This is a genomic window from Psychrobacter sp. H7-1 (assembly GCF_904846585.1).
GTDB classification, from domain to species: Bacteria; Pseudomonadota; Gammaproteobacteria; order Pseudomonadales; family Moraxellaceae; genus Psychrobacter; species Psychrobacter raelei.
The window spans coordinates 144120-169962 of sequence record NZ_CAJHBH010000003.1; the positions used below are offsets into that span (position 1 = coordinate 144120).

Annotated in this window: 15 protein-coding genes and 1 pseudogene; 8 read left to right on the plus strand and 8 right to left on the minus strand. The window is 46.1% G+C overall.

Annotated features, from left to right (window positions below):
* Window positions 1-7: 7 nt before the first annotated feature.
* Both JMX92_RS02145 and pilM read right to left on the minus strand, forming a co-directional pair.
* Window positions 8-589 (minus strand): PilN domain-containing protein, encoded by a 582-nt coding sequence (locus JMX92_RS02145; RefSeq protein ID WP_201543629.1) that lies wholly within the window; start codon window positions 587-589, stop codon window positions 8-10.
* Entirely contained in the window at window positions 586-1788 is a 1203-nt protein-coding gene (pilM, locus tag JMX92_RS02150; RefSeq protein ID WP_201543630.1) for a type IV pilus assembly protein PilM, read from the minus strand. The genes JMX92_RS02145 and pilM overlap by 4 nt, the downstream gene beginning before the upstream one ends.
* 561 nt (window positions 1789-2349) lie before the next feature.
* Here pilM and JMX92_RS02155 point away from each other — a divergent pair.
* Window positions 2350-5172 carry a penicillin-binding protein 1A gene (locus tag JMX92_RS02155; RefSeq protein ID WP_201543638.1) on the plus strand — a complete coding sequence of 941 codons (2823 nt, stop codon included), beginning with the start codon at window positions 2350-2352 and terminating at the stop codon, window positions 5170-5172.
* Between the two features lie 299 nt (window positions 5173-5471).
* A complete protein-coding gene (locus JMX92_RS02160) occupies window positions 5472-6485 on the plus strand; it encodes a rhodanese-related sulfurtransferase (RefSeq protein ID WP_155586631.1) in 1014 nt (337 codons plus the stop codon).
* Between the two features lie 95 nt (window positions 6486-6580).
* On the opposite strand, the gene topA is transcribed toward JMX92_RS02160, so the two are convergent.
* From topA to JMX92_RS02175, 3 genes and pseudogenes are all read right to left on the minus strand, one after another.
* Entirely contained in the window at window positions 6581-9235 is a 2655-nt protein-coding gene (gene topA, locus JMX92_RS02165) for a type I DNA topoisomerase (protein ID WP_201543640.1), read from the minus strand.
* Window positions 9236-9435: 200 nt separating this feature from the next.
* Window positions 9436-9999, minus strand: coding sequence for a hypothetical protein (locus tag JMX92_RS02170; RefSeq protein ID WP_011959680.1), 564 nt, complete (start codon window positions 9997-9999; stop codon window positions 9436-9438).
* 213 nt (window positions 10000-10212) lie between these two features.
* A pseudogene (locus JMX92_RS02175) lies at window positions 10213-10854 on the minus strand (ParA family protein); the annotation flags it as partial.
* Window positions 10855-11329: 475 nt separating this feature from the next.
* Here JMX92_RS02175 and JMX92_RS02180 point away from each other — a divergent pair.
* Window positions 11330-11821, plus strand: coding sequence for a DUF2799 domain-containing protein (locus JMX92_RS02180; RefSeq protein ID WP_110816080.1), 492 nt, complete (start codon window positions 11330-11332; stop codon window positions 11819-11821).
* A gap of 178 nt (window positions 11822-11999) precedes the next feature.
* Here the strand turns inward: JMX92_RS02180 and JMX92_RS02185 are convergent, their stop codons facing one another.
* From JMX92_RS02185 to JMX92_RS02195, 3 genes are all read right to left on the minus strand, one after another.
* Window positions 12000-13214 (minus strand): multidrug effflux MFS transporter, encoded by a 1215-nt coding sequence (locus JMX92_RS02185; protein WP_155586634.1) that lies wholly within the window; start codon window positions 13212-13214, stop codon window positions 12000-12002.
* A 317-nt stretch (window positions 13215-13531) separates the two neighbouring features.
* Window positions 13532-14359, minus strand: coding sequence for a crotonase/enoyl-CoA hydratase family protein (locus JMX92_RS02190; protein WP_155586635.1), 828 nt, complete (start codon window positions 14357-14359; stop codon window positions 13532-13534).
* Between the two features lie 52 nt (window positions 14360-14411).
* Window positions 14412-17885 (minus strand): histidine kinase dimerization/phospho-acceptor domain-containing protein, encoded by a 3474-nt coding sequence (locus JMX92_RS02195; protein WP_201543642.1) that lies wholly within the window; start codon window positions 17883-17885, stop codon window positions 14412-14414.
* Window positions 17886-18064: 179 nt separating this feature from the next.
* Here JMX92_RS02195 and cysM point away from each other — a divergent pair, with 179 nt between their 5' ends.
* The 5 genes from cysM (at window position 18065) to mutM (ending at window position 25620) form a co-directional block, all read left to right on the plus strand.
* Window positions 18065-19012 (plus strand): cysteine synthase CysM, encoded by a 948-nt coding sequence (gene cysM, locus JMX92_RS02200; protein WP_110816076.1) that lies wholly within the window; start codon window positions 18065-18067, stop codon window positions 19010-19012.
* A 133-nt stretch (window positions 19013-19145) separates the two neighbouring features.
* On the plus strand, window positions 19146-19955 hold the full coding sequence (locus tag JMX92_RS02205) for a 3'-5' exonuclease (RefSeq protein WP_011959673.1): 810 nt from the start codon (window positions 19146-19148) through the stop codon (window positions 19953-19955).
* 251 nt (window positions 19956-20206) lie between these two features.
* Window positions 20207-21757, plus strand: coding sequence for a 23S rRNA (uracil(1939)-C(5))-methyltransferase RlmD (gene rlmD, locus JMX92_RS02210; RefSeq protein ID WP_201543651.1), 1551 nt, complete (start codon window positions 20207-20209; stop codon window positions 21755-21757).
* A gap of 243 nt (window positions 21758-22000) precedes the next feature.
* Window positions 22001-24694, plus strand: coding sequence for a RelA/SpoT family protein (locus tag JMX92_RS02215; RefSeq protein WP_413786852.1), 2694 nt, complete (start codon window positions 22001-22003; stop codon window positions 24692-24694).
* A gap of 2 nt (window positions 24695-24696) precedes the next feature.
* A complete protein-coding gene (mutM, locus tag JMX92_RS02220; protein ID WP_201543654.1) occupies window positions 24697-25620 on the plus strand; it encodes a bifunctional DNA-formamidopyrimidine glycosylase/DNA-(apurinic or apyrimidinic site) lyase in 924 nt (307 codons plus the stop codon).
* Window positions 25621-25843: the final 223 nt, after the last annotated feature.

Here is a 25843-nt window from a genome sequence, read left to right on the forward strand (position 1 = left end):
TGCTTCCTTACTTAGTAGACGGACGGTACTGACTGCTAATCACAAAATCCATGTTCGTAGCAGGCAATATCTTGATGGTGTCATCTTCTTTAATGGCATCTGCGCCGGCCACCTGAATATGCTGCACTTGTACCTGATGTAGCCAAGTGCTGCGCTCTAAAGCCGCCATCAGATCAGTAACTTGCTGGGCTGTGCTGGCTTTTCCAGTAACGCTCAATAAATTGCCTTGTCTTTTGATACCAGTCAGATATAAGCCTTCAGGTACTGCTTTTGCTATGTCACGCCAGAGCGCAGATAATGCCAAGCGCTGACTTTGTCGTTGATTGAGCAGCTCTATCTGAGCGCGTATGGTGTGTTGGTGTTGCTGTAACACCTCACTGCTGGTAATCTGCGCCTCTAACTGAGCATTGCTGAGCACCAGTTGACTATTAAGATGCTGCTGCTTGGCATGTGCTTGATAAAAATGTCCCCACACCAAAATACAGCAGACCACCGCTGCTAAAATGCTCATGACCACCATCTGTCTAAAGCGCTTGTTATGGTGAGCACGCCGCTTGGCACGCCATGGCAATAAATTAATATGGCTCACAGATATGCCTGATTTTGCATCTGACAACGCAGTGCCAGACCACAAGCACTCATTAGCCTAGGCGCCTCGGCATATAACTCATCCCTATCGACTTGATCAGACACTTTCATTTGTCCAAATGGATTGGCCACACTAACCTCACAGCTTAGCTGGTCTTTTAGCATCGCCTCGATATCAGGCAAAAGTGCACTACCGCCGCACAGCATAATATGCTCAGTGACGACTGCCGGTGCTAAAGCAGCATAAGCGTCAAAAGCTTGGGTGATATGCTCCGCTAAATCAGCGACAAACTGCGTATAAACCTTGGTCAAATCTGCATTCTTGTGAGACCGCTTGTGCCGACCACTGCCCTGCTGCTGGCAAGTGATGTATGCCGCTAAATCGTGCTTTATTATCACAGCCTGCGACAAGTCTATACCCTGCTGACTGGCAATGGCCTGAGTCAATTGAGCGCCGCCAAACAGCTGCTGGGACTGATAGACCAATTGTCCTGATTGGTGACTATAAAAAGTGGTGCGGCTCTCGCCAATATCAATAAGCGCCACGGTCTGTGGCGTATTAGCTGGCGCAAATGAGTGATTAGGCGCCAAGTTGTTATGTGCCAAGTTGTTATGTGCCAAGTTGTTTGGCGTGAAGTTGTTTGGCTTATGAACAGATAAATTATCCCAAGCCAATTGAAAAGCGCATATCTGGGCGTGTGACTCCAAATCAACGACCTTGGGCTGTAACTGTGCAAAGGTAAGGCTATCCGCTTGCTGCTCAACGTGCTCTAAGCGCGCAGGAACCAAAAGTACCTGCTGCATACTGTCATCAGTATCAGCCGGACCTTGAATCTGAAAATCTAGGCAGACTTGTGATAAAGGATAGGGAATGTGCTGATCGGCATCGATATGAATTTGCGCTTCTATCTCATCTTCTGTCAGCTCCGCAGGCATTTCAATTATTTTGGTCAGTGCCAAGCTAGTAGGCAAAGCTATGGCAGCTTGTTTGGATTGACTGCCTATGCGCTGCACCAGATGCGCAATATGGTCACCTATCTGTTCACAGTCTACGATTTGATTGTCTATGACCTCACCTGGTGGTAACGTCTTAATGGCATAGCCTAACAGCTGAGTGTGACCTTTATGATGGCAAATTTCGACCAAAGTTACCGCCGTATTGCTGATTGCCACACCCAGCCAAGCCTGAGGCTTTGCCATAAAAAACCCTAATCGCAAACTGCCTCTCCTTATCGCGCATAGCCTTCTTGGGTTATTCACCCTAATTATTTAAAAGTACTTTGTCAATTTATTTTTAATTTAAATTAACTAAATATTTTAGATTTTTATCAAAATTAGGGCACAAAACCAGCTATCAAAAAGGCACACCCTCTCCTATGCTTATTGCGCTGTATGTTAACAACGTGCCGACAATGGCTACTTTCAATTTAGGCTACACTATTGGGCAAAAATACGCCTCAGCTTTGACCCCTTAATCTCAGCACTGCCATTTAAAGGGCGTGGTATTTATAGCCAAAATACGTCTACAGCCGCTGGTAGAAGCGAGCCGGACTCTGTGTTTTAATGTTAGGTCTATAAGATATCGCTCATTTACTTTATAATTTGCTTTATAATTGTAGCCATAAGCGTAGTCATAAGCTTGCAATTTGCGCCTACTGCCCATTTGATAAACCGATAAATAATCAGTGATATCAATAGGTAAGCTTAATTTTGCGGGGTCTTCTATGTCTAATATTTCAGTTTTTAATTAATAGAGTCACTATGCCTCAATCGTCTGCTAACTCTCGTCTTATCCATTATATTGTGTCCATTTTGTTGGCCATCGTAGCGCTGGCCCTCATTTTGGTTCTGGCATTCCCTATTGGATTTTATGGGATGGCCATGTACATCACGCCTAACTTGCCCAGCATCTCTGAGATGAAAAGCACCAATCTTGAGATGCCTTTGCAGATTTATAGTAAAGATGACAAGTTAATCGGCCAATACGGCAATCGTATGTCATTACCGGTGACCTATGATGACATTCCAAAGAATTTTATTAATGCCTTTTTGGCAGCAGAAGACTCTTCATTCTATGAGCACAGCGGGATTAGTATTAAGGGTTTGGGCCGTGCCATTACTGAAATTATTACAGAAGACGGCGGTCAGACAGGTGGCTCTACCATTACCATGCAGGTAGCTAAGAACTACTTTTTAAGCCCCGAGCGTACTTTTAGCCGTAAGCTAACTGAGTTGTATCTGGCGCGTAGTATCGAAGATCAGCTGAGCAAAGAAGAGATTTTAACCTTATACGTTAATAAGATTTATATGGGTGAAGGCGCCTACGGTATTCGTGCGGCAGCCAAAAAATATTACAGTAAATCGCTCGATAAGCTAACCATCGCTGAGATGGCAACCTTAGCCGGTCTACCTAAAGCACCGTCACAAAACAACCCTGTGTCAAATCCTGAAGAAGCACTTGAGCGACGTAACTGGATTTTGGGACGCATGTTAGAGCTTGGTTATATCACCCAAGCTCAGCATGACACAGCCGTCAAAGAACCCATCGGCGTGCATTTGTACAAAGAGCAGCTGGATGTGAACATGCCCTATTTGGCAGAGATGACCCGCCGCACCTTGGTAGATCGTTATGGCGAGGATGTGGTCAATGCCGGCTGGCGTGTTAAGCTTACTGTCGATAGTGAAGACCAAAAAGCGGCAGATACCGCCATTAAAAAAGGTCTGATTGGCTATGATCGTCGTCACGGCTGGCGCGGTGTGGAAGCACATGGTGAGCCTTTATCCAAATTCACCACGTATTCTAATATGGTACCGGCCAAGGTAGTAGAGGTCAGCGGCCGCAGCTTTAAGGCTGAGTTAGCAGATGGCGAAGTGGTCACCGTACCTTGGTCAGGCATGAGCTGGGCCAAAGAATACTTAGATGCCAACCGCATCAGACGCTATCCTAACAGTGCCTCAGATCTTGTCAAAAAAGACGATATCGTGCGTTTAATTGCCAACGAAAATAAAACCGCTTGGCGCTTAACTCAAATACCCAAAGTTCAAGGTAGCTTGGTTGCGCTCGACCCTGAGACTGGTGCGGTTGAAGCCTTGGTTGGTGGCTTTGATTTCCGTTATAGTAAATTTAACCGAGCCACTCAAGGTTGGCGTCAGCCCGGCTCAACCATCAAGCCTTTAAACTATGCGGCGGCCTTAGAAAAAGGCTATCGTCCCGACAGTATGATTTCAGATGGTCCACTGCGTATTGGTGATTGGCAGCCCAAAAACTCCGATAACCGCTTTTATGGGGATATGACCATTCGCCGTGGCCTTATTTTGTCACGTAACCTAGTGTCTATTCGCCTATTACAAGCCGTTGGCACCTCAGATGCACGTCAATTATTAGATCAATTTGGTTTGGATAAAGACAAGCTACCCACCACCTTATCGCTTGCTTTAGGGGCAGGGCAAGCAACGCCTCTACAGATGGCCACTGCGTATTCCGCCTTTGCCAACGGCGGTCACCGCATTCAGCCGTACCTTATTTATCAAATTTATGATTATGACAATAAGCTGTTGTACTTGGCCAACCCACAACGTGCTTGCGCATTATGCTTTAACAATGATCTACAAAAACTCAATGCTAAGCTAAAACAAGACTATGAGAAGCAGGCCGAAGCCGATGCCAAATTACACCAATTGGCGTTAAAAGCGCTAGCAGAAGATCCTAAGCTATTACAAGTCGCGGATAGTACTCAGTCCGAAACTGTAGACTCAGCAGATGACGGCGCAGAGGATGAGGCAGATAACGCCAAGGCCAAACCCAAAAATAGCAAAGCGTCATTACAAGCAGCCATTGAGGCCATCCGCTACGATGCTGGCCCACAATCTGATCGCTTGAAGCCTGTGCCGATTACCTATCAAGTGGCTGACCAAGCCCCACGTATCTTAAAGCCAAATGTGGCTTATGAGATGGCGGGCATGCTGCGTGACGTTATTCAAAGAGGAACGGGCACTCGAGCCAAAGCCTTAGGCCGTACAGATGTCGGTGGTAAAACAGGGACGACCAATGAGATGAAGGATGCTTGGTTTGCCGGCTTCCACCCCACTCAAGTCTCTATTGTATGGGTGGGCTTCGATCAACCCTCAACGCTAGGTCGAGGCGAATATGGTGGTGTGGCTGCCCTACCTATTTGGGTAGATTATATGCGCACTGCGTTAAAATCTGTGCCTTATCAGTGGGTTAGTGTCAATAATAAAGCCAAATCAGAAACCGCAAAACAAGAGGTGATTAATTTATCCGATGATAATGACAACACCACGGCCGGTGCTACTGGCAGCGGCAGCGATGCTCGCATCACCAATCAAAAGGTCACAGACGGTGTTGTCAGACCACCAAGAGCCTCTTTGATTGAAAGGCAGCCGCCTAAACCGGTTGAACCCTCTAAGCCGGTCAATAGCAACAATAACAGCAACAGTAATAGCAGTACCAATGCCGATACCAGCGGTACCAGAGCAGCGCCAAAACCTGCTCCCAAACCCGCTGAGAAGCCCAAAGCTGAACCTAAGCCTACAGAGAACAAAGCCGCACCGGCAAATGACTAATTCTGTAACTTAGCCACTTAAACGGCCACAAGTGTTACCAATATTGACCTAAAACCACTGACTAAAAAAATCAGTGAGTCAGCATCAAGAGCGCTATGAAAATAGCGCTTTTATTGTTATAAACTGTCCTCAATTATAGAGTACTGGGTATGGCTCACCCTTTTTTATCAGGTCACATGTTTTAAAGCATGTGGCCATGACACTGCTTAATGGTATATAAATTAAGCTTATCACGTCATTGCACAGCGCATTGACTTAATCACGCACTAGGTTTACGACTTAGACGGCAGGAGAAAATTATGACCACATCAGCCACATTGACAGAAACCAACAACATCGTTGTCACTGCTTTATATAAATTTACCCGCTTTAATGACTATGAAAACTACCGTGAGCCTCTGCGCCAACTCATGCTAGATAAAGGCGTGCGTGGCACCTTATTATTGGCCTCTGAAGGCATTAACGGCACTATCTCTGGCGACCGCGCTGGTATTGATGCCGTGCTTGCTTATATTCAAGACATTCCTGCCATCGGCGCTTTAGAGTATAAAGAGTCATTCACTGATACACAGCCATTTTTTCGCACCAAAGTAAAACTCAAAAAAGAAATCGTTACCATGGGTGTAGAAGGCATTGACCCGCTACAATCGGTTGGGCGCTACGTAAAACCTAGCGAATGGAATGACTTAATCAGCGACCCAGATGTATTATTAATCGACACTCGTAATGATTATGAAGTCCAAATCGGTACGTTCAAAAATGCAGTAAATCCAAAAACTGAAACCTTCCGTGAGTTCCCAGAATACGTAAAAAATGAGCTTGACCCAAACAAACATAAAAAAGTAGCGATGTTTTGTACCGGTGGTATTCGCTGCGAAAAGTCTACTGCTTATTTGCGTGAGCAAGGCTTTGATGAGGTATACCATTTAGAAGGTGGTATCTTAAAGTATTTAGAAGAAGTACCGGCTGAGGAGTCGATGTGGGAAGGCGATTGCTTCGTATTTGATAATCGCGTGGCAGTTAATCACAGCCTACAAAAAAGCGAATACGATCAGTGCTATGCCTGCCGCATGCCCATCACCGAAGCAGATAAGCAGCATCCTGCCTATGTCAAAGGGGAGTCTTGCCCGCACTGCATCGATAAAGCGACTGAAGAACAGCGTGCCCGCTTTCGTGAGCGTCAACGTCAGATCCAATTGGCCAAGCAGCGCGGCGAAGTCCATATTGGTGCAGACGTTAATGACGTGATTGAAGCACGCAAACAACAAAAGCTGCAAGCCCGACTTGAGCAGCAAGAAGACGAGCTTAAATAAGCGGTGCTACCCCTTGTTGTTATCTAACAGCGCTATCATTTAACATAAAAAATCCCAGTCAATTGACTGGGATTTTTTATGGCTGTGGCTAAAGGCTACTCCTCTACCCACTCGCCTTTACGCCAGTAAACGCCCCAACGCGTGGCCTTACCTGTTTTTAAGCTCTCAGAGCCAATGTACTGCTCTTTTTGCTTACGTGACCAGCGCAAAATGGTAGGGTTGCCCTCCGGATCTTGATCTGGACCATCAAACAAATACTGGAACTTATCATCCATCTTGTCCTTAATGGTGCGCAGCTCAGACAGCTTAGGGGGACGCGTCTCGCGCACTTTAGGGAACTTAGAGGCCGCTAAGAATAGACCGGCAGCCCCCTCTCGTAAGATAAAGTGATCCTCATGCTTGGTCGACTTAAGCTCTGGCATATCAATAGGATCCATGCGCGGCGGTGCAGGCTCACCATTTTTGAGCACTTTGCGGGTATTATCACACTTATTACAAGCAAAATAAGGACCAAAGCGGCCGGTCTTAAGCTCCATCTGACCATCACATTTATTACAGTCAATGGTCGGCGCATCAGAGCCTGGCACCTCGAACATACCTTCTTCTAATAAATAGCCATCACAGTCTGGGTTGTTACCACAGATATGCAGCTTGAGGCCACCATCCACAATATAGCCATCCATCGCTGTGCTACACTTAGGACAACGTTTTTTCTCCATCAACTCTTTGACTTCAGCGCTTTCATCGATTTCGCTGTCATCTAAGTTGGCGAAGGCTTCTACCGGCATTAAGTTTTTGGTACCCTTACAGCGCTCTTTGGGTGGCAAGTTGTAGCCAGTACAGCCTAAGAATACACCGGTTGAGCCATTACGCAGCTGCATTGGTCGGCCACATAAATCGCAATGCACGTCGGGTACATCGGTGGGATCATTCGGGCGCATACCGTCTTTATCTTTGGCATGCTCAAGCTTAGTCTTAAAGTCCCCATAAAAGTCATCTAATACCGCTTTCCAATCTTGATCGCCTTGTGCCACATGATCAAGCTCATCTTCAAGCCCCGCAGTAAAGGTATAATCCATCAGCTCAGGGAAGCTTTCGGTTAGACGGTCGGTGACAATATCACCCATCTTCTCAGCATACAGACGCTTGTTTTCTAAGCGAACATACCCTCTGTCTTGAATGGTTGAGATGATAGAGGCATAAGTTGATGGACGGCCGATGCCTTTTTTCTCAAGCTCTTTAACTAAGCTTGCTTCCGTATAACGCGCTGGCGGCTTAGTGAAGTGCTGACTGGGATCTAGTTTTATTAAATTAAGCTCATCGCCTTGTTTGACATCAGGCAATAAGGTGTCATCGGTTTTGGTAGGTGGCATAACCTTGGTAAAGCCGTCAAAGGTCATGGTGCGACCGCGGGCTTTTAGCTCAACATCGCCCGCCTCTACCAATAGATTAACCGACTTATATTTTGCCGGTAGCATCTGACAGGCCACAAACTGACGCCAAATCAGCTCATATAAGCGAATCGCATCACGATCCACCCCTTTGAGCTGGGTGGATTTTAAATTGGCATTGGTCGGACGAATGGCTTCGTGAGCCTCTTGTGCGTTTTGTTTGCTGCCATAAAAATTAGGCTTTTCTGGCAAGTATTTAGAGCCGTAATTCTCTTCAATAAAGCCGCGCACACTAGCCAAGGCATCATTGGATAAGAAGGTTGAATCGGTACGCATATAAGTAATGTGACCAGCTTCGTACAAGCGCTGAGCTAGCATCATGGTCTTTTTGACAGGAAAGCCCAAACGTGTGCTGGCCGCTTGCTGTAAAGTAGAGGTAATAAAAGGCGCACTCGGCTTAGATTGAGTGGGCTTCTCTTCACGCTCTTTGACCACGAAGGTGGCCGGTTTTAATACGGCCAGTACGGCATCAGTCTGCGCTTTGTTGCCAAGCTTGAGTACTTTGCCTGCCTGTTTGACGGCCTCTAAGCGAATGGGAGTATCTGCAGCCACATTGGCATTATCGCTACCTTTCATGGTGGTATCGGCGTGAATTTGCCAATACTCTTCTGGAATAAAGGCACGGATTTCACGTTCACGCTCGACCACAAGCCGAGTGGCTACTGACTGTACTCGCCCAGCCGATAAGCCACGGGCAATTTTTTGCCACAGTAGCGGCGAGACCATAAACCCAACCACTCTGTCTAAGAAGCGGCGTGCTTGCTGCGCATTCACCCGGTCAATATCAAGCTTACCGGGCTCTTTAAATGCATTTTGAATGGCCGATTTGGTAATCTCGTTAAACACCACACGCTGATACTTGCTGTCATCTCCGCCGATAACCTCACGCAAATGCCAAGCAATCGCTTCCCCTTCTCTATCCAAATCCGTTGCCAGATAAATCTTATCGGCATCTTTGGCCAAGGCTTTAAGCTCTTTAATCACTTTGGTTTTATTAGGCAGCACTTCATACACAGCTTTCCAGCCGTGCTCAGGGTCAATACCCATTCTACGTACCAAAGCCTGCTGCGCTTTGTCTTCTTTGCTTAGCTTTTCATCCGTCTTGGTCGCTTTTTTCTTAACGCCACTGCTGGTGGGCAAGTCACGCACATGACCAATACTTGAGCGTACAATAAAGTCATCACCCAAATATTTGTTGATGGTTTTTGCTTTGGCAGGAGACTCCACAATGACCAGTGATTTGCCTTTTGCACTGGCCGCGGGGGTCGAGGTTGTTTTTTTAGCTGTGGTTTTAGCCATTGATATCAAAGTCCTAATTAAACTTTCTTATAAATTATATTTTTTATAGTCTGGTGAGCTCAGCCAAAGATCTGCTTTAAATGTCTGGCTTTGGCCTAAATCTGCATTGACGTTACACTGCTAACAGTTGCGCTGTCAACAAGGTTTTTCAAGAGCAAGCAGTAACTAAAGTGTCAATTGACTGGATTTATGAGCTTATATCAGCCTTTATTAGCCAGCTTTTGCGCCCATTGATACATGGCGGCTTTGAGCGCTAATAAATCTGGCTCAATGTGCTGCGGATCATAATTGGGATTGGTATTGGGCTTCACATAACCGCTGTCCTCCCAAAATACCACCAAGCTATTGGCCTTGGTATAAACGGCTTTTACAAGCGGGGTGATGCTGGCTGGCAAATTGAGCGGTTCATGGTCTAAGCGATAAGTCACATCCTGCGTACCAGCGTTACCCTGCGCGCCATCATTAACCTCTATTTGTGTACCACTGGTACTGTCCGGACGCAGCTCACCGTCTATGACTTGATAACGGGTTTCAGGGAATTTCATGTCATCTAGAATTAAGGCATACTGCCCCATCATCCCCTTGCCATACTCATTATTGCGGCCCCGAATCCAATCAGGGCAGGCAACGAGTTTGGGGTTTAGTTCCAAGCGGCGCGCCGTCATCCGCAGCTTATCCAAGCGCACATCGACGCCACTAGGTTTTAAGGCCATAATGCTGCCTAATACAAATAATCCAATAGCAATCGCTACCCAAGTTCCCATATTTTTTCCGTAAGTTGTAAGAAGTAACAAATAGCGCGCTAGTTTATTAGGTTTTTGCTTTTATTCATACCACGTTGAGTTATCCTTGGTTTTTTTTGACGACTTTCCGGCCTTGTGCATACCTGTGTTGCTTTTTGCTTGTGGCAGTTTTTCCAGACTAGCGGGAATCTCACTGCCTGCCAATACCTCTTCGTACTTAGTAGCCACTTTGGGCATCAGCGCATCCATCACCGGCTGCCACTGTGCTTGAATGTCTCGGTAGCGTTTTTGAGTATGATCAAAAATGGCCAATCCTTGCTCAGCCAACTGTGGATATAAGCTTCTTTCACTAATCCAGGCTAAGGGCGGCTGGCCTATATTTTCAAAAAATCTCTGCAACGTTAAATTGGTGCTACTTTGTGACCGCACTCGGTTGGCTAGCAGATGAATATCGACCTTACCTTTACGGATACGCTTGATATCTTGAATGGATTTTAAAAACTGCTTGGTACTGTCAGCATCGAAGATAGACGGTAACACTGGAATCAAAATAGCACGGGCTTCACTGATTAGCGACTCTGCGCGATCGCCACTTAAAGAGCCTGGCGCATCGATAATCAGCCAGTCTTTTTTACCTAAGGTTTTGGCCACTTTTTTGGGCAAGTCACCAATATCTTCTTCATCGCACCAATCTACTGCATAAATTTTTGCGGCGGTATCGGGTCGCTGCTTTAGCCAACGTAGGCTTGATCTTTGGGGGTCGGCATCAGCTAAGGCGACGGTCTGACCTTGATTAGCCAATGCCGCAGCTAGCGTAATGGCGACAGAGGTTTTACCACAGCCACCTTTTTGATTTGCTATTAATACAGTTTTCATAATCGTTGCTCATTTTATTTTTTATATGTCGTTTTAATCTGCTGTTCTCAGCGCTTTTGTTAAAGTCATACTGTTTTACTGTCCTATCCCTATTTATATCTGTTTTTTATAAGGGTGTCGACTTGTTATCTCTTAATTTCGCGCCCGTGCCCTGTCGCCTTATTATGTCATGACCTAATAGCCGCTTAAGTCGTTGATAATACCTTGTTTCTATCGCTTATCTTGCTAGCACAACTTTAGAGTATAACTTGATAGCGTGTTAAGATTTTTTGCCACTTACACAATTCTACCGGTATTCGCTCAAAGCTCAAGTAAATATCAACAACGCTTTTATGGCATCAGCCGCAATACAATGCAATACATGAACTGTGTTGACAGCTTGGCTTATCATCATCTTTATAATAACAGAAGCACAATAGCCGATAAGTGAATAACGTGGCACTATAAGTAATGGCTTTTTTTAAGGAGCAATAAGATGACTTTTTTGCAAACCACGTTACTGACCACCGTATTCGGTACGGCTATGATTGTGCTGTCTGGTTGCGCAACTACCCAAGCGCTATCGCCGCAGCAGTGTCAGGCAGGCAACTGGCAAGATATTGGCTATGCCGACGGGCTGGCTGGTCGCTCGGGCGCCTATTTCGGTAGGCATATTGAAAACTGTAGTCCGGTGGCCAATAGTGCACCAAACCGCGAGTTGTGGGAGCAAGGTCGTCAGCAAGGCTTAAAGCAGTTTTGTACCGAGCTTAATGCTTATAAGCTTGGCCGTGAGGGTTATGCTTGGCAGCCGGTTTGTCCGCTTGAGAACATAGAAAAACTAGAAGAGGCTTATAATCAGGGTCGCTACTATTATCTGCGTCAACGAGATATGGAGTACTTGAGTGCGCCTTATCCTTGGGGCTACGGGCGTTATGGCTACGCTTCACCTTATAGCTGGCGCAGTCCTTTTTGGCGTCCAGGCTGGTGATACGTCAACGCACTGTTGATGCGTACTCTGGGCAACTCCCACCAAGCCAAACGGTGATGGTGGGTAGTCTTTGCGGCCCATAGTACCGCCAATTTAGGCGCTATCTACAAAACGTATTTTCTGCGTCAAAGCAGCTGCTTATGGCTGCATGTTGCTGGCGTGACCCCGTGTCTTACCTCTACTCTAGGTTTAAATTCTTATCCATGCGATAAATCAAAAAGGTGCCCAAACACATTAAAATTGACATGGTGGCCCCAAGCTTAAACACAGGGTTTACCGGAAATAAGTTGAGCAATAAGCCGCCAAAAATACCCACACAAAACATTAATGAGCCTTGTAAGGCACTGGCCATACCGGCGCGGTGTTTTTGAAACGCCAAGGCAATTGCTGAGGCATTCGGCTGAGTTAACCCCAAACCGGCAATACAGAAGAAAATACAGATAAGTACCAATGGCAACCAAGCCTCTGCACCATAAATCACACCTAACAACAACAGTCCTATCGCAGCAACTGCCTGCATAACTGCCCCAAAACGCAGTAAGCTAATCAGACGAAACCTATTGGTTAAAAACTGGTTCACCTGAGTGAGTGCCACAAAGCCTGCGGCATTCATACCAAATATTAAACTAAACTGGCTCTCCGTTAGCCCATAGCCATCCATTAACAGCTCGGGCGCTGCACTGATATAAACAAACATTGAGCCCATTAATAGACCGGCACCAATAGCCGGAAACCCAAAAGAGGGATCTTTTAGTAAGTCTAGATATTGACTTAAAATGGTATTCAAAGGTTTGTAATTTCGGTTTTCTTCAGTCAAGGTTTCTTTAAAAAAGAACTTGGTCAGCAGCAAGTTTAGTACCCCAAAACCTGCCAAGAACCAAAAAATCACATGCCAATCAAAAAAGCGTAAAAATGCGGCACCCAGTGAAGGCGCTAAAATTGGCGCCAGTCCCATCACCAATACCATAATAGAGAAGGCTTTGGCCATTTGTTTGGGCGGCAAGGTATCACGAATGGCGGCTCGGGTAACCACCGCCCCAACACACGCCCCTAAAGCTTGCAAGGTGCGCGCTGCAAACAGCACATATTGACTGTCGGTGGTGGCACAAATCAGCGAAGCAATGACATACAAGGTCATACCAAAATACAGCGGCTTGACTCGGCCAACGCGGTCACTTAACGGCCCATATATCAGCTGGCCGAAGACCAAGCCGGCAAAATATGCCGGTACTGAGTTTGAAATCTGAGCGGTACTGACCCCAAAATCCTCAGCCATTGTCGGCAGCGCAGGTAGGTACATGTCGATAGATAATGGGCCGATGGCCACGATAAGCCCCAGCATCATAATCCATGCTACAGGCAGTTTTGGCGTAGAAGTTTGAGTATTTGACATAAATCTCACACAGACCTAAAGGTTGAATATAGGTATTACCTATTTATTTTATTGTGATGTTATTAATACACTTGATATCACCAATATCAAAAAGCAACCTTATGATGATACCCAATTTAACACAGGTAGCCTACTCTTATCCTTTATATAGTCAACGAAATTTACGCATGCTTACCGAACTACAAAGTGATGTTCACCCCCGCTGTAAAATTAACCTTTAAAAACCAAAAAGCCCAGTAGGTTTTATCGCTTACTGGGCTCATGACTGGGCTTTTAGTTTAAAAATAACGCAGTGCTCACTACCGGCTATGTCACCCCTAACTAAATTGACGCTTTAAAAACTGTACACTATTGTCTTTGGCTTTTTTTATCGCTAATTTACGGTTTTTGCCCCCACCCATCAGCTTAAGTTGCCACATTTTTTCTTGATACAAAGCACAAAAGCTTTGTTTGGTCATCTGATTAATGACCCGTTTACTGGCCAATACGGCATCAGGTGAACGGGTGGCAATCTCTGTGGCCAAAGCTTGCGCACGCTCATAAGGAGTATCGTCAATGTGAGTGACTAAGTGCAGCTGCTCAGCTTGCTTGGCATCAATTAAGCGCGCGGTCATGGTCAGCTCTTTTAGGACATCTACTGGCAACACATGAAGGGCTGACTGAGTCAATCCCATGTCGGGCACTAAGCCCCATTTGGCCTCCATAATCGCAAACTGACAATCGGGGGTGGAGATACGAAAATCACAGGCTAAAGCCAGTTGCATGCCTGCCCCAATACAATAACCTTGGGTAACCACAATCACCGGCACTGGCACTTCACGCCATATTAAACATACTCTTTGAAAGATACTTTGGGTCGGCTTTAGCAGCTCATACAAGCCCATCATGGCATTTTTGGGATTGTTTAAGTCACTAAGATCAATACCAGCACAAAAGCTATCGCCTGCCCCATTGATAATCACTGAACGGATGCTACGGTCTTTTTTTAGGCGCTCAGCCACATCGATAAGCTCACGCATCATACGCAGGCTCATGGCGTTTTTTTTGTCCGGGCGATTGAGCGAGACGGTCAACACCTCATCGGCCTCACTTAACGCCAATGTGGTGTATTTTTCATTTAATTTTTGACTGAATAAAGATGACATATTAGCTCTCTGCTTAGGATTAGTTAAGGTCAGTTCCGTTAACTTTATAGGGTTAGATCATTTTCCAAGTCATATCATTTTCACTTAATGCTTTCTCATCACTTTCTTGCATCTGCTGAGTAATATAAGCATCTAAATCCAAAGCTTGCAACATTTTTAGGCTAGAAATAAGGACTGTATAGTACTCCTCAAGCATTGCAAATTGCGACGGTATGGTATGCTGCACATTAAGCAGGCATTTGTCTTCTAAATCTTGGCTAGCTTGACGGATTTGCGGTACCCCAGAGTAACGACTGGCGCCTAAGATACGATGGGCAATCTGTGCCAATTGCTCACGGTCTCTATCTTCCCACGCTTGCTGCAAGGCTTGTAGCTCATCGGCGACAGAATCTTGCATCATATGTAGCAGCTGCTTGGCCAAGTCCGGCTTATTGGCCGAGCGCATGAGCGCATCCTTCCAGTCCACAATAAGTAACTCATCTTGCACCTGCTCATGCTCATCTTGCTTTTGTTTTTGTGCCAAGTTAGGCTCAGGCTTTAAGGCCGGATTTGCGGCCTCAGCACCCCGCCCCAGCCAGCGCTGCAGAATTTGTAATAGCTGCGGGCGACTAATGGGCTTGCCCACATAATCATCAATACCAGCGGCAATAAACTTGTCTTTACCATCGGCCAAGCCATGCGCCGTTAGCGCAATAATAGGCAAGCGTTTGTGGTAATTTTTATGCTCTTTTTGCGCATCGGCCTCCAACTGACGAATCTTTTTTGCTGCCTCATCGCCTGACATGCGCGGCATTTGTACATCCATAAATACCAAATCAATGGTGGTAGGCTGAACGGGTAAGCTTGAGCTTTGAGCGTCTTTTGGGGTTGCGTCCGGCGCCTTATCCTCTAAGGCGGCTGCCTGCTCACTATCGTAAGTGTCATACATGAGCTGCTTGCCAATAATCTCTACGGCATCATAACCACTGTTGGCGGTAATCACCTTAATACCCAGCTCGCTTAACAAGGCATCTAGTACCAGTAAATTGGGCAGATGATCGTCGACAGCCAAGATGGTCACTCCTTGCCAAGTTGGAGGGGCCACCAAGGTTGAGACATTGGTAGTGCGGGTGTCTAACATGCTATATAACTGGCGCTTATCTAGCGGCTGATACAGCCCCATCGCCTTGTAACGCTCAAGCAACGTGGCATCTAGCGCCACTTGATAGCCATAAATGGCCAGCTTACCTTGATAATGCAGACGGATTTGCTTTAATAATGCGGCCCGATCTTCACGAGTTTCACTCTCGCCGCCATCAATCACCACCCAATCCCAGCGGTTGCCCTCCTCTTTTAACTTCTCAAGAGCACCGGCCAAAGAGCGTGCCATGGTCACATTGATATTGAGCGGCCGCACTGCTGCCATAAACACTTGAATGCTAGAAGGATGGTTAATCCATACCAGCATATCAAAGGGTTTGTCATCATCACCTTGAGTTTGTGCGAACGGGCGTAACATGGGGAGCTGGAGCTGCTCATCGGTCAATTCTTGCTCATAGCCGACGCCAAACTCTTGGTCAGATAACTCATCTATATCGACATAAGAGGGAATACTAAACCAGAAGGTTGCGCCGGTTCTCATCGGGTTCTTATTCACCGATCCTGCCGATAAGCCTGGCTCAGGTAGCACCAATTGCGACTGGGCGGCATTGTTATCATTGTCGTAAAAACCAATTTTACCGCCCATAAGCTTGGCTAATTGTTTGGAAATCACCAGCCCTAGACCCGTGCCGCCATATTGACGGGTAATAGATGGGTCTCCTTGGCTAAAGCTTTTGAACAACTGGCTTTTGGCTTTTTCAGATAATCCATGTCCGGTGTCTTGTATTGCAATATGTATCATGCTGCCGCTGTTGTCTTTGTCAGTGGCCACTTTGGCATGATGACTCTTGGCCTCGTCTTCTGACTGTCCACTGGCTTCAATCACGCTGGCATCTTCAATCTCATCGATGCCGACTCGCACCACCACTTCACCCACATCAGTGAATTTAATAGCGTTACCCACTAAGTTGGTTAGCACCTGCTTGACCCGTAGTGCATCCCCAATAATGGTATTGGGTACATCATTGTAGTAGAGCACTGCCATGCGCAGGCCTTTTTCAGCAGCCAGCGGCGAGAGCATATCCATCACATCATAAATGGCAGAATATAAGCTAAACTCATGTTTATCTAGCACCAGCTTGCCGGCCTCAATCTTTGAGAAATCTAAGACATCATTCACGAGTGCCAATAGGTGTGCAGAGGATTTACGAATGGTCTGCACATACAAATCCTGCTCAGCCGTTAGATCGCCATGTCGAGCCAATAGGTTAATAAAGCCATCAATACTGTTGAGCGGCGTGCGCAGCTCATGGCTAATATTGGCCAAAAACGCCGATTTGGCTTGGCTACTGGAGATGGCCTGATCGCGTGCTTCACGAATAAAGATGTTTTGCATTTCCATCTCATCAAAGGCATCTCGTAAGTCATCTTCAGTCTGATCTGAGTGATCCTTGAGCTCTTGAAAGTCACCATATAAGCGGCGCAATGTCTTGAGCAGATCTTGTTGCAACTGGTTGAGCTCGCCACTTGACTGGGTATTGACTGGCAGATACATGTTCTCAGGAGTGATTTGCTGCAAATGCAGTCTTAAATCATAAATAGGGGCAATCCAGCGCTTGGCATAGATATTTAAGCTTAGCAGCAGCATTAATAAAGTGAATAATCCGGTAATACCCAGCCCTAGCCACACCTTAAGCCGAGCAATGGTCAATGGCTCATTGTCCATATCAACAAATAGCCAATACTGCATGCCTTCATAATTGCCCAGTGAGCGGCCGTACGCTGTGCCGATCTCAGTCGGGATGCCTGAAATAAAGCCTTGCTGATCGGCCTTGTATTGCTGACTCATCTGCTCCCAAGAGGTGGTGCTGATATCGCCCGACGCTGCCAATACCTTGCCATTAGAGTCAATGATTGCCACACGCTGCACGTGCTGATTGTTATTCATAGAAGATAAAATAAAGCCAATCCGCTTTTTTACATCATCTAGTGATTTTAGGCTTTGCTCAACCTCAGGCTCATCGGCCACGGCTTTCGCATCAATCAGCTCATCGGGCAAAGTCATCTTAACGACAGCATCCGCGGCCCTATCCTGTGTGCTTTGTATTTGCGCCGCCGGCTTTGGCAGCACTTTGTCAGAAGCAGCTTCCGTATCCACTTGCCAAGTAGATGGCCCCTCATTGGCTTGACGGCTTGAATGTTGAGGGGCTACTTGCTGCTCAGTTAGGCTTTGATTGCTAAGAATAACCGGCAGCAGTTGTTTTACCATGGGTTCATAGCGAATTAAAGCGGCAGTCGCCAGTGTGTGCTGCTCAGATTTAATGGCTTTGCTGGACTCTTTTTGGACTAAATACGCCCCCACCGCAGCAAGAATAACTATCGGCAAAAACACCAGCAAAATAAGCTGAGCATAAGCACTGCTAAAATCGATTATTTTTTTTCGCATAAAGAATAAGGCTATTTTGAGGGCAATAAACCAAGAAAGAATAAGCGCCAAGAGCGCCGCTAGATTAAGTGTAACAGGTTTTCAACGTATTGCAGATAACCTGAGAGGGCGCAAAATGTTATAATCTTTTGCACTTATCATCATACAATACCTACCGCCAATTTGTACTGAGGGCCTTTATGTCAAATACGTCGCAAAATTCTGTGAACTTTATCCAACAAGTCACCACTTTATCAGACTGCTTAGGCAACACGCCTTTAGTTGCACTACAGCGTCTACCCAAGCTTGAAGGGATAGATACTTCGGTACAAGTTTTGGCCAAGCTTGAAGGCAACAACCCTGCCAGCTCAGTAAAAGACCGCCCTGCCTTTAATATGATTTTACAGGCCGAAAAACGTGGAGAAATTAAGCCAGGTGATACGTTAATTGAGGCCACCAGTGGCAATACTGGTATTGCTTTGGCGATGGTAGCTGCCATGCGTGGCTATAAAATGATTTTGTTGATGCCCACCAACTCCACCCAAGAGCGCAAAGATGCCATGGCCGCTTATGGCGCCACTTTAATTGAAGTGGACGAAGGTATTGAAGCCGCTCGTGACCAAGCTTTGCAGCTACAGGCTGAGGGCAAAGGCATCGTCTTAAACCAATTCGCCAACCCAGATAACAGCGCTGCTCACTACCAAACCACAGGACCTGAGCTGTGGCGTCAAACTGGCGGACGTATCACCCACTTTATCAGCTCAATGGGTACCACAGGAACCATATCAGGCACCGGTAAATATCTCAAAGAGCAAAACCCAGATATCCAAGTTATTGGTTTACAGCCCGATGCAGACTCTGCCATTGCCGGTATTCGCCGCTGGCCTGAGGAATACAGACCAGCCATCTATGACCCCACAGTGATTGATCGCACCATAGACATCAGCCAACATACTGCAGAAGAGTACATGCGCAAATTAGCACGCACCGAAGGCATTCTAGCTGGGGTTTCTTCAGGTGCAGCCGCTTGGGCAGCGCTACAAGTGGCCAAAGAGATTAAAGACACTCAGCCAGACGCTGTGATTGCCTTCATCGTCTGTGACCGTGGTGATCGATACTTATCTACTGGGTTATTTACCGCCCAATAGCTTTGGTTTATCGCTGTGGTTTATATTGCTTTAGCTTATTGTGCTTTAGCCACTTTCATATCATCTTTGCTCGATGTGCCCTTGTATATCAAAGACAGCTTGAACGGCTCTCTTAAAAAATAGGTGAACTGCCATGCCCGACTTTTCTAAAACCCCCGTTTTGGTGTTTGATATTGAAACTGTGGCAGATATTGAAGGGGCACGCCGGGTGTATCCGCAGCTGGCCAAACTCAATGATGACGATACCTTAACAGCGCTCACTAGCCTACGACTCCAAGAAGCAGGACATGACTTTATGCGCCTGCCGCTTCAAAAAATTGTCTGTATCTCTGTGTTGTATATCAAAGATGGCCAGTTCTCTTTGTTTTCATTGACCGCAGATACTTTAAGCGAAAAAGAGATTATATCTACCTTCTTTCGTGCTTTTAAAGACCTAAATAGCTTGCCACAACTGGTGAGCTGGAATGGTTCAGCTTTTGATATTCCTGTACTCATTTATCGGGCCATGCAATATGACTTAAGCGTGCCGCTGCTGTTCGAGGAAGGTCATCGCATCACTAATATGCGTTATGATAATTACGTCAATCGCTTTCACACTCGGCATTTGGACTTGATGGACCGCTTTAGTCAATATGGTGGCAGTCGCCGAGAATCCATGACTATTGTTGCTAGCCTATATGGTCTACCAGGAAAAATGGCCGTAAAAGCCAGCCAAGTGGCGCAAATGGTCGCTGATAGTCAGTGGCGTGAGCTAAGCCTGTACTGTGAGTCTGATGTGCTAAATACTTGGCTTATTTATCTGCGCTGGCTGCGCTTAACTGGTGTCTTATCCTCTAGCGACTTTGATATGTGGCAGGCACAGACTCAGGATTATCTGACCAAAAAGCTCGATGATAACAATCAGGTTCAGCATCAGCTGTTTTTGGATCACTGGCAACGGTAACTTTTCTTAGTTGTTAATTATCTATCGTAAAACTAAGCTCATTTCTACACTGACAGCGCATGGCTAAATGACGTTTTATGCCCTGAGTGCTAGCTTTTTAATCATTGTTAAGCGCTTTTTCGTTCTATGCGAGGTAAACACAGTTGTCATTATTGATAACACTGCGGCCTCGGGTTATGCGTTTATGTGTTAAAATCACCCCCACAGTTCACCCCCTTATTTTTCAGCACATTTAACAGATAGGCAGGTTTATGCAGCCCACCGATACCAACAACATTTCTTCTAAAGCCAACAGTAGCGCTGACCATGCGTCATTGGCCGCAGCACCGAGCAAGAAGCTCTCTAAGCCCAGCTCGCGTGTGCGTCGTCGCCTAAAAGATGCGCCACCTCTTGCCTTCAAAATTGACGGCTTATCCCATGACGGACGTGGTGTGGCTATTTATGGCAATGAGTTTGGCGTAGAAGATGGCCACAGTGAAGACAAACATGGCAAAAAGGTGTTCGTAAGCTTCGCCCTGCCCGATGAGTCAGTCAAGGTACGCTTGACCAACAGCCGCAAAAGCTTTGAAGAGGGCGATGCGGTTGAGCTTATCGCCAACCCTCATCCTGAGCGTCAGACCCCGCCTTGTCCACACTTTGGGACCTGTGGCGGCTGTAGCTTGCAGCACTGGCAACCTGAGGGCCAAATTGCCTTTAAACAGACGGTATTGGCCGAGCTACTTGAACACCAAGCCAATATCCAGCCCGATAACTGGCTGCAGCCAGTGGTGGCTGATCGCCTAGGCTATCGTACCAAAGCGCGTATGGGCGTGCGTTATGTGGCCAAAAAAGATACCGCCTTGGTCGGCTTTCGCGAACGTAATAGCAACTTCTTAGCCGAGCTAAACGAGTGTCACATTCTTGATAAGCGCATTGGCTTTGAGCTTGAGAACCTCAAGAGCTTAATCAGCAGTTTAGAGGCGCGGGCGCACATTGCCCAGATTGAATTGGCGATGGGTGAAGCCATCCCTGAGCTTAAAGATGGCAATCAACCTGTGGCCTTAATTTTACGTCATTTAGAGCCGCTATCTAAAGGTGATATTGATCAGCTAAAGGCGTTCTTTAAAGCACGCAATTGGCAGCTATATTTGCAGTCTAAAGGCCCGGAGAGTATTGAGCGTATTGCTCTACATGACACAGACGATGTCAGTGAGCAGTTTGGCCGCTTGTATTATCAATTACCTGAATTTAACTTAACTTATGAGTTTATTCCAACTGACTTTACCCAAGTTAACTTATCGGTTAATCGCAAGATGACCAAGCTGGCTTGCGACTTGTTGGATTTAAAACCTGGTGAGCGTGTGCTTGATTTATTCAGTGGTCTAGGCAATTTTAGTCTGCCTTTAGCCCGTTTGGTGGGCGGTGAAGATGGCACACAAGGCCTGGCCATTGGGGTAGAAGGCTCAGATGCTATGACAGCACGTGCCGCTGATAATGCCAAACGCAACGGTATTAGCAACACTGAGTTTTATAATCAAGACTTAACTCAAGACTTTAGCGAGCAGCCTTGGGCGCAGCAAGGTTTTGATGCCATCTTGATTGACCCGCCTCGCTCAGGTGCTTGGGAAGTTATGCAGTATCTACCCCGCTTTAACGCCTCACGCATTGTTTATGTGTCTTGTAATCCTGCCACTTTAGCACGGGATACCAAGGCGTTACTTGAGCAAGGCTACCGTTTAACAGATGCCGGCGTAATGGACATGTTCTGTCATACAGGTCATGTAGAATCTATTGCACGTTTTGAAAAATTACAAACCGTTTAGCGTTTAGAACTTTCAACCTAATCTTATATGACAAATGCGCCTAAGCTAAGGCATTAAAACCTTTATTATCAAATTGGGTTTTGCCTTAGTATGGGCCGCGCTCATGTTACCTTTAGTTCACAACAGTTCACACAGCTAAGCTTGAATTTTTATCTGTAAATAAGATAATAATAAATAAGAGTTAGGTAACAGTAAGCGCATGGTCATTGGAAGTGGGCGACATTGTGTCAGCCCCGGTGTGGTGTGCTAAGGGAGGATTACTTGGTAAAAGTTCGTGAAGGGTTGCCCCTTATTGACGGTCAGACAACAACAGAAGATAGTGCCTCCCTAGCTGCACAAATGATTGCTCAGCAGCAGCACGGCTATTACAATCCCAGCCGCTTATCTTTTGAGATGCTCAACGAAGATCTAAAAAAACAGTTAGCAACCTCAAAGCTGACGACGGCTATGGATCGCTCAATACAAGCAGATTATTTGCCTCTAAATGATGCCGCCTTAGTCAAGCGACTTCAGCTTGATACCCTCACCTATTGTCATAATGACAGCAATAATAACAATGCTACCAATGAGATAGGCATACCCGGTAGTATGTCAACTCAGCACAGCCCTGCCAAAAATGAAGCCCCCACAACTGATGAGCCAAGCAAAGATAAGAAGCTGGCTGATAATACGATTATTGATCTGCCCGCTTGGCTAAAAGCGGTGTCTTTACGGGTTAATATTCCTGAACTTCCTGATTTGGCCAAAGCCTGTGATTTAATCGGCACAAAGTCTAGCCTAGGAGAAGAGGACAACCGCTCTAGTGCCTATATGACAGGTATCGGCATGACCGATATCTTAACCTACCTCTACCAAGATGAAGATGCGCTCACCGCAGCCATGTTATATCGAGCGGCTCGTACCCAACTGATTTCTCATGAGCGTATTCAAGAGATATTCGGCAATGAAGTCGCCACACTCGTCAGAGATGCACTGGCCTTGGGACAGTTGTCAGAAACCATAGAAAGCAACAAACGCTTAGAGGATCACTTCGCTAATAATCAGCGTGAGCAGCTGTCAAATATTTACAGCATGCTTATTTCAATGACCAATGATGTGCGTGTGGTGCTCATTAAACTTGCAGAGCGTACCTTTGCTATGCGTGAGCTGTCCTATGCCAGTGAAGAGCGTCGACAGCGTGTGGCACGGGAAGTTATGACCATCTATGCCCCTTTGGCACATCGCTTAGGTATTGCTCAGATTAAATGGGAGCTTGAGGACTTAGCCTTCCGTTATTTGGCACCTGAGCGCTATAAAGAAATTGCCAAATTACTGTCCGAAAAACGCAGTGAGCGTGAAGAATACATTGAGCGAGTCCAAGCTCAGCTAGAAGCGGCTTTGGCTGAATCTGGCATTAAAGGTGAGGTTTCAGGCCGCGTTAAGCACATTTACTCCATCTATCGCAAAATGAAATTAAAAGGCTTGTCGTTTCATCAGCTTTATGACATCCGTGCATTGCGCGTTTTGGTCGACACGCAAGCTGAGTGTTACCATACTTTAGGCCTAGTACATGGCATGTGGCGTCATATTCCTGAGCAATTTGACGACTATATTACCAACCCTAAAGCCAATGGTTATCGCTCGCTACACACAGCCGTGATTGCCGAAAATAAATCACTAGAGATTCAAATACGTACCCATCAGATGCACTTTGAAGCTGAGCTGGGTATGTGCGCCCATGTCAATTACAAAGAGGGCGGCAAAAACAAGCAAGATGCTTATTTGAGTCAAAAAATCAACTCACTACGCCAGCTGTTATTGGCTGGCAGTGATACCACCAATAAAAACTTAATCCAAGACGGGATTAACAAAGGGCCACATGAGGGCTTAACTGACGAGTTTGACCATGAGCTTGATGAAGAAGAGCAATTGGTTGACTTTGGTGAGCTTGAGCATATTTATGTGTTTAGCCGAGATGGGGACATTACTGAGCTGCCTAAAGGCGCTACCGTGCTTGATTTTGCCTACTATGTGCATACCCAAGTGGGTAACCGTGCTCAGGCAGCACGGGTTAACCAGCGCTATGTACCACTCACCTATCAGCTCAAAACCGGTGAGCAGGTGGAGATTATTACCAAGTCTTCCCGTGAGCCCAATCGGGATTGGTTAGTGCCCTCACTTGGCTATATCCAAACCAGTCGTGCCCGCTCAAAACTGCGCCAGTGGTTTAACAAACAAGACCGTGATAAAAACATCGATATTGGTAAGCAAATGCTGGCCAAAGAGCTGACTCGTCTGTCAGTACACCCCAATAGCATTAGCCTAAAAGATTACGTTAAACATTTTAATAACGTCAACTCCCCCGATGATATCTTGGTAGGATTGGTTACCGGAGAAATTGGCCTACACCAGTTAACAGGTCATATCTCCCGTGAGCTTGATCTGGTTATTGATAATGAAGAGCAAGACTATGCGCCCAGCGTACATCCTAAAGTCACCGGTAAGCTCGATGCCTATAAGATCAATATTGATGGGCTAGATAATATCGAAATGCGCTTTGCCAATTGCTGCCAGCCAGTATATGGCGAGCCTATTGCCGGCTTTATCACCCAAAGTAGTGGCGTCTCTATTCATAACCGCGGCTGTGCAGAATATGCCCGCTTAATTGAACGTGAGCCTGAACGTCAGATTTCAGCGTCCTGGGTCTCTCAGCAGACCAGCTATCAGCCGGTTGAGATTATTATCGAAGCTTACGACAGACGGGGCTTACTGCGAGATTTGACCCAAGTGATTGACAAAGAGAATGTCAATATTCGCGGCGTGGATACCAATAGCGATGATGACAACGTGGCACATCTAAAATTTCGCTTAGAGGTCACCGGCTTATCTCAGTTATCAAAGCTACTGGCCAAGCTTGAGCAGCAGCCTGGAATTTTACACGCCAGAAGAGCAATCTAGTTATGCCTGAATTACCTGAAGTCGAAACCACTAAAACCAGCCTTAAGCCTTTGCTCAAGAAACAAGTGGCGCAGGTTGACGTGTATCAGCCCAAATTGCGCTGGCCGGTACCAGATGATATTCATCGCTTACAGGGCTATACTTTGCAGCAAGTAGAGCGCCGTGCTAAGTACTTAATTTTACAATTTCAACGCCTCCCCTCTCAAAGTGGCGCCAAAACTGCTAATATGCCTGATACCAAGTCGATAATCATCCACCTAGGTATGTCAGGCAGTCTGCAACAATTCCCAGTTGGCACGGACAAGCGCAAACACGATCATTTAATTATGCAATATAAAGCGGATGATACAGAGCCAGCCATACAGCTGCACTATCATGACCCTCGCCGCTTTGGGGCAATTTTATGGTTCGATGATTATGCCGAAAAACTGTTTGATCATCTAGGTATAGAGCCCTTAGATGACCAATTTTCAGGCGACTACCTGTTTGATAAGATTCATAGAGTCGCTGAGAATGCCATCCGCAGTTGTCATAACAAACCGCTGTTAAAGCCCATTAGTCGGCCTATCAAAGCGGTGATTATGGATCAAGAAGTTGTGGTCGGGGTCGGTAATATTTATGCCACAGAGAGTTTGTTTTTATCAGGCATCCATCCTATCACCCCTGCCGATCAGCTGAGTAAAGTGCAGTTAGCTGAACTGGTAAAATACATCAAAGAGATTTTAAAACGGTCAATCACTCAAGGTGGCTCAACTTTAAAAGACTTTACCGTAGCCAGTGGTACAACCGGATACTTTCAGCAAACACTGTTGGTCTATGGCAAATATAAATCACCTTGCCCGACTTGTGGTGCTGGTATTGATAAGGTAGTGATAACCGGCCGCGCCAGTACCTTTTGTCCCACTTGTCAGCCCGAGCCATCTTAATCTCGCTTACGGTCACCTAACATTAAAAAAAGAGACTAACCTAGGTTAGTCTCTTTTTATGTGGCATCTAACTTATACCAAACCCAAAATATATAGTATAATCTACTGATGACCATACCAATACATAACCTAGAAGACCATGACTTTGGCAAACACTCAAAGACTGAGCGCAATCCCAGAGCCCGACTACGCCTGCTCATCTTATACCAATACAGTATGCTCA